This is a genomic window from Bartonella sp. MU70NMGDW (assembly GCF_042194085.1).
Taxonomy (GTDB): domain Bacteria; phylum Pseudomonadota; class Alphaproteobacteria; order Rhizobiales; family Rhizobiaceae; genus Bartonella; species Bartonella grahamii.
This window is the reverse complement of record NZ_JBHIMK010000099.1, coordinates 1-5609: the sequence shown is the minus strand read 5'-3', so window position 1 is coordinate 5609 and position 5609 is coordinate 1. Positions and strand designations below refer to the sequence as shown.

Genomic DNA, 5609 nt, shown 5'->3' with positions numbered 1-5609 from the left:
CATCGTCGATCTTCCACCATCGTAAAATCTTTTTTGTATCAGTTGCTTTCACATACTTTGACTTATGATCTAGTGATGCTGTGCATATTGGGTACACATCCCCAGAGCCCAGATTGTAATTAAGTTCGTACCATTCTGCTCTTTTATAGAGCTAATATTTGAAAATAAATAACCATAATCTTCAGATATAATACGCCTAGATTCAATAATTACCGTAAGCTTATGTAAATCATAACCCAATTGTGATAATGCCTCATAAATTTTACGAGGGTATTCGTCATTGATCGTCACGGCATCGCAGAACGCTGTGGAAGTCGGATATCCCCCGCCTAGACTGATAAAACTTTTTTGATCCTTCAATGCGTAAATATCCTTTCCAACCTTAGTTAAGGTGGATACTATTAACTCAGTCGAATTCAAATTAGAGCCCATATGCAAAGGCACCACATTAAGCCTAATCCTATTGGATTCTAGCAAAGATAATGCGGCACGTAACTCCCGCCGCAGTCATACCAAAACGCGATCTATCCTCGTTTGCCAGTACATGGCACAATCTCAATGAGATTTTAGGCAATATGTCAAAATGGCGGGCAAGAGCGATGATGTCATGTAATTCGATAATATTATCACACTGGACATTTATATGTTTTCTAATAGATAATTCTATCTCTTCTCGAAGTTTTACAGGGATATTAAAAAATATATCTCTACCTTTAAAACCATCTTTTTGCGCTAATGATATTTCATAACCAGACGCAAATTCCAAGTCCCAGCAACATAACAATGATGCCCCGCACGTCCATTAAAACACCTTACTTTTTCTCGCTCTAGGCATTCATAGCCCGACCACGTAAAACAGGATACCAATTACAATATCAGACCATAAGGCTGCAAGAGAAAGTTCTTTTATATTTTTATCTTTATATTGCCTCTTAAACAAGCTCGCCTGTTCATATAATAAGTTATATGTATTATACATATAACTTATTATAAAAGGGGATTCTTTATGTTCCGTGAAAATCTTTGGTAATACACTCGGGTGATTGGGTCACCAGTCGCCCGTCAATAATATAGTGCAAGTTAAGAAATTGGGGGAGGTAATCTGTGCAACTCGTGGATCATCCTTTTGTAAAATTCGATCAACTCAAGCCGATTTACAACTTCACATATCCGTTATTTCGCACTATTTCAAATGAATTTTACGATTACCTAGACTTTAATAAACTAGCGCAAAGTAAGCAGATTCCACAAGCGCGTACCATTTCTCTTTATTGCATATTCCCTTTTGCGAAACCATCTGTTCCTTCTGTCCCTTTCAGAAAGGGGCCTACAAGCACGTTAAGCAAATCGAATCTTATATGTCAGCGCTTACCACAGAGATCAGAACCAAAGGAAATTTCATTCGCTCGCTTAGAGGGACCATCCGCAGCATCTATATAGGGGACGGCACACCGTCGCTTTTGTCCACAGATAATATCCGACACATCGGAAAAGTATTGCATGCCGAATTTGAGCTCTCTTCCTTAACCGAGTTTACACTGGAAAGCGAACCGAAGAGCATCACACGTGATAAACTTTATGCTGCCCGTGAGATCGGCATTAACCGGATCAGCTTCGGTATACAGAGTTTCATTAAGCGTTTCCGATCATTGTTTAACCTCACCTCAACACGTGAACAAATCAACAACACCGTGGCTTGGTCACAAGAGATCATTGGACATGTCGGTTTCGACCTACTATATGGCATGCACAGCCAGCAAACTGAAGAACTATTATACGATTTGAAGCAAGCCAGCGAGCTTCATCCTGAAACCATCAACCTCTATGCAATCAACAATCTGGCTATCACGTCGCAACTGCATAAGTCTTACGCACAAAAAGGGCTAAAGCCATCCAGCCTACAGCATCGACAGATGCTTCGCTTATTTAGCGACATCGTTATGCGCAGCTGCGACTATGCGCCGTGTAATGGGCATTCCTATATCAAAATTGCCAATAACACTCCTCTAACGCTCGCTAAAACGAGTTTAGCTAATTATTTCCGCTATCACAAATATTTGCATGGTTATCATGACGATTATGTGGTTGGCTTTGGGGCGTCAGCAATGTCGATTCTCGGCTCACTCGTCACACGAGCCAATCCCAGTCGAAGCGGATACATTACCGACATACAACTTAAAGGCAAATCCAAAGTATACTACAATTGGGTATCAGCGGAGCAACAAGCCTCCAAGGCTTTGTGTATGCGGCTACCTTATAACGGCTATGCCAAAAAAGAAAGAATTGACTGGACCGCACTTCCCTCTTTTGTATACAATAACCTACAACAGCTTATAGGCGCAGGTCTCGTCGCAGAAAGTGATAACGATATCCAGCTGACTCAGCGTGGTTGGCAATGGTATTCCAACCTTATATATTTTCTTCTACCTCAGGAAAATAGGAATATCTTGGACGGCTATGTCGCAAACATGCTTAATACAACCGCCGTACTTGATGGACCAGCGGAAACCTGTGTGGCATCTTAAGGAGAAAAGAATGTTCACGCTTTTTGCCAATAAGAACATACGCTATTTTTGCCTAACCGTTAGTCTGCTCGCCTTACTCAGCGGTGCTTTGCGCACTGCCATCCCGCTATTAGCAAGACAATCTGGATATGGCGTAGTCGGAGTAAGTTGGGCGCAAGGTCTCTTCTCATTAGCGTGGCCAATTTTCGGCATCCTTGCAGGCGCTTTACTTGATCACTGCGACAAAATAAAACTTGCCACCTCGGCTCTCCTCATCTTCATGCTACTGCATATTGTACTGTTCGTACTGCTCATGATACAGATTGCTCCAGCCGAACAAATTTTCTTCTATGCAACCATTGCTGGATTCATCGTCGTTTCTGCCGAAGCTTATATAATGACTATTCCACCACTTATCATGGAGGGAGAGCGATTGATGACCTTCTACTCAATTGTCTTGTTTTTAGATTTCGGGGTCTCCTATTTTCTTGCCCCTGTCATAACAAGCAGCATTTTAGCGCATAGCACACTGCTATTTCTTGGCCTGTTAATCGCGCTTTTTATCACATTGATTTTTACCGCTCGCCGTGCTGTTCCGACATCGCCAACACCTGATAAAGAAAACATCACTTTCCGTTATATCATTGCCGGCTTTCGTTTCATTTTTTCAAATCGGCATCTTACCTCCCTTACATTACTCACATTCTTTCTATCGGTGGTATTTGGAGCATTCCTAACCTCGTTCATCTTCTTCGTTACCGACGGTCGGTATCTGGGCCTACATAGCAGCCAATATGGCGTGATGTTTGCAGCCTACGCGCTTGGTACAATGGCAGGTGCCCTATTTGCACCGCGTATACGCTATGCACCAGTGCGCCTAGCTGTTCTCACTGACGGTTTAGGAACGGTTGTCTTGCTGCTGATCCCAGCCTTTTCAAAAAGTGCTGTCGTCGTATGGGGCGTCACCTTTATTGCTGGTGTTGGAGCAAGCTTATGGTTTATTGGTGTTACCGCCTTCAGGCAGCGCCTCACACCAAAGCAACTTCTCGGGCGAGCTAATTCTGCTTTTCGTGTGATCGGCTATGCTGGAATGCCGGTCGGAAGCTTTTTGGTCGGCGTCCTTGGTTCTTTTATATCATTGCAGTTTGCTGCCGCCTTTATCGCTGGACTACTATTGGTGGCTATCGCGATAACGCTTCCATTTCTTTGGCAAGCTGATCATATAGACACACCCAACCCCGCCACGAAGTAACCGCTGCTTTTTAAAAAAGACACGGTCAAAAAAGGCACACATACCCTATTACGCAATCGATTGATCTGTTCTTTTGACGAGGAAATTATAACCGTAATGGCTGATAGAGCCAGCGGCACTAATGGAAGCGGCCAAACAAGCGTTAAAGGCAAAATAGCCCCTTTTACGTTGCATTGGGCGATGATCTCAACGCCTATATGAAGGATGTAGAGAGCTTATAGCGTACGGAGCGCAATTCTTAACTAAAAACTCCGCCCTAGCAATGCCCACTTATACTCCAGTTAATCCGTCACCCGCTGAATATCAAATGCCTCACCCCTTTACTGCTCCTCAAAATACATTTTACTGCACTTACGCGCCGTATTCTTCCTTTGTAATTAAAAGAGCAGCCCTCCTTTCCTAATTTAGGATCTCTGCCTACACAACGCAGCAACAGATGCGACCATATATGCAATCACGCCTTAGGATCTGCATAGTAGAAAGCTTAGTTCGAGAGATTCATAAAGCCTATATCCCAATAAATTTTCCACCCAATCCACCTTTTAAAAGGGCGACTTTATATAAACCGTTAGAGCAAGCTATGAAATCCTTAGGTGTATTAGAAATAATTGGCGGTTTTTACCTCAGACCAATGTTGATTGACTTTTACTCGTGCATATACGCAAGCGGTGCTCCTCTTTTCTCAGATAGAAAGGACATAATCGTTACCATCTGACCTATTATTGTTTGAAAATAAAGAAAAAGTATCAGTGCGACTGATGATATTGAAGAGCTATCTCATTATGTGGATGTACTTAATTACGGCATTGGGAAGCTAGACACGCAATCACCCATTTCTGCGCGCCTTCTGCATGATATTCATAAGATTTTATTACGCGGTAAACGCGGTACGTCCAAAAGCCTTGGCGAATTTCGCAAAGCACAAAATTAGCTTGGCGGTACGCAACTAAAGACAGCGTCATTCGTGCCGCCCATTCCTACCACAGCCCCCCCACTCTCTCTACCACCATCCTCGGCTTAGAATCGCGCCAACTCATCACCGGTGCCTCGTTAAACACCACACCAGTCTCAAGGGCGGTAAAATGCGCCTTGCCGCATTTAATCTTCAGCATTTCTTTAAGGCGCAAATCAAACTCGCTATTCGTTCCTTTTGATTCCAGTACAAAATAAAGCTTTTGCGCGCTATCTAACTCTAAAACACCCCCAAATCCGGCGTGTAAGAGCCTATGAGCGTCACGATTTTAAAGCTCCTTGGCAATTTAAAAAATAATTTTACTTCGGAGGCATTATCATTAATTTTGCGCAAATTCTTTCTCAATATTACTCTTATAAACCACATGATCATATACACTCTTCTCACTCACCAGAACTGTACGCTCTAAATTCGCCGAAATTTAGCTACTTGCAAAACATTCTTGCACACTATAGTCTTGGCCAGCTAGTTTTAAATATTTAATACCAGCAATAGTAAGATTGACATACGCTTTATCGAGGATTTCCTCCGCGCACTCTAAAAAAGCTTGCGTTTTTTTTGCAAAATCTAATACGCGCCTACTATTTAGCAAAACATCAATATCATAAGCATCTTGATATGCTCGTTCGCGATATTTCTGGCTAATAGCAGTACAATCATTTGGTGTATTCAAATCGATAAGCATCTCTACTAAAAACGATGGACAGCTATTAATTTCAACTCAATCCATATAAGATGACCCACACACTATTTTTTCTTGTGTCTTTATGTAAGTCATAGGCAAGTCCCTATTCAACTGTATTTTCACTTTCAAACCTCCTCGTCTTTTATTAACTTTTTATCAGTATAAAGCCAGGCCAAATTAAGCGGGATAATTAAA

At 42.2% G+C, this 5609-nt stretch carries 8 protein-coding genes and 1 pseudogene; 3 read left to right on the top strand and 6 right to left on the bottom strand.

Annotation, left to right across the window (positions count from 1 at the left end; translation table 11 throughout):
- Window positions 1-69: 69 nt before the first annotated feature.
- Entirely contained in the window at window positions 70-432 is a 363-nt protein-coding gene (locus ACFIKE_RS08010; protein ID WP_375649134.1) for a hypothetical protein, read from the bottom strand.
- 28 nt (window positions 433-460) lie between these two features.
- A complete protein-coding gene (locus tag ACFIKE_RS08005) occupies window positions 461-766 on the bottom strand; it encodes a hypothetical protein (RefSeq protein ID WP_375649132.1) in 306 nt (101 codons plus the stop codon).
- 505 nt (window positions 767-1271) lie between these two features.
- On the opposite strand from ACFIKE_RS08005, the gene ACFIKE_RS08000 reads away from it, so the two are divergent.
- Both ACFIKE_RS08000 and ACFIKE_RS07995 read left to right on the top strand, forming a co-directional pair.
- Window positions 1272-2525 (top strand): radical SAM protein, encoded by a 1254-nt coding sequence (locus ACFIKE_RS08000; protein ID WP_375649130.1) that lies wholly within the window; start codon window positions 1272-1274, stop codon window positions 2523-2525.
- 10 nt (window positions 2526-2535) lie between these two features.
- Window positions 2536-3756, top strand: coding sequence for an MFS transporter (locus tag ACFIKE_RS07995; RefSeq protein WP_375649127.1), 1221 nt, complete (start codon window positions 2536-2538; stop codon window positions 3754-3756).
- Between the two features lie 48 nt (window positions 3757-3804).
- Here the strand turns inward: ACFIKE_RS07995 and ACFIKE_RS07990 are convergent, their stop codons facing one another.
- On the bottom strand, window positions 3805-3930 hold the full coding sequence (locus ACFIKE_RS07990) for a hypothetical protein (protein ID WP_375649124.1): 126 nt from the start codon (window positions 3928-3930) through the stop codon (window positions 3805-3807).
- Window positions 3931-4540: 610 nt separating this feature from the next.
- On the opposite strand from ACFIKE_RS07990, the gene ACFIKE_RS07985 reads away from it, so the two are divergent.
- Window positions 4541-4687 carry a hypothetical protein gene (locus ACFIKE_RS07985; RefSeq protein WP_375649121.1) on the top strand — a complete coding sequence of 49 codons (147 nt, stop codon included), beginning with the start codon at window positions 4541-4543 and terminating at the stop codon, window positions 4685-4687.
- 46 nt (window positions 4688-4733) lie between these two features.
- Here the strand turns inward: ACFIKE_RS07985 and ACFIKE_RS07980 are convergent.
- The 3 genes and pseudogenes from ACFIKE_RS07980 to ACFIKE_RS07970 all read right to left on the bottom strand — a co-directional run.
- Window positions 4734-4928: pseudogene (locus ACFIKE_RS07980) on the bottom strand (hypothetical protein); the annotation flags it as partial.
- A gap of 20 nt (window positions 4929-4948) precedes the next feature.
- Window positions 4949-5095 (bottom strand): hypothetical protein, encoded by a 147-nt coding sequence (locus ACFIKE_RS07975; protein ID WP_274532020.1) that lies wholly within the window; start codon window positions 5093-5095, stop codon window positions 4949-4951.
- Between the two features lie 55 nt (window positions 5096-5150).
- Window positions 5151-5402, bottom strand: a complete 252-nt coding sequence (locus ACFIKE_RS07970) for a hypothetical protein (protein ID WP_375649119.1) — start codon at window positions 5400-5402, stop codon at window positions 5151-5153.
- Between the last annotated feature and the right edge of the window lie 207 nt (window positions 5403-5609).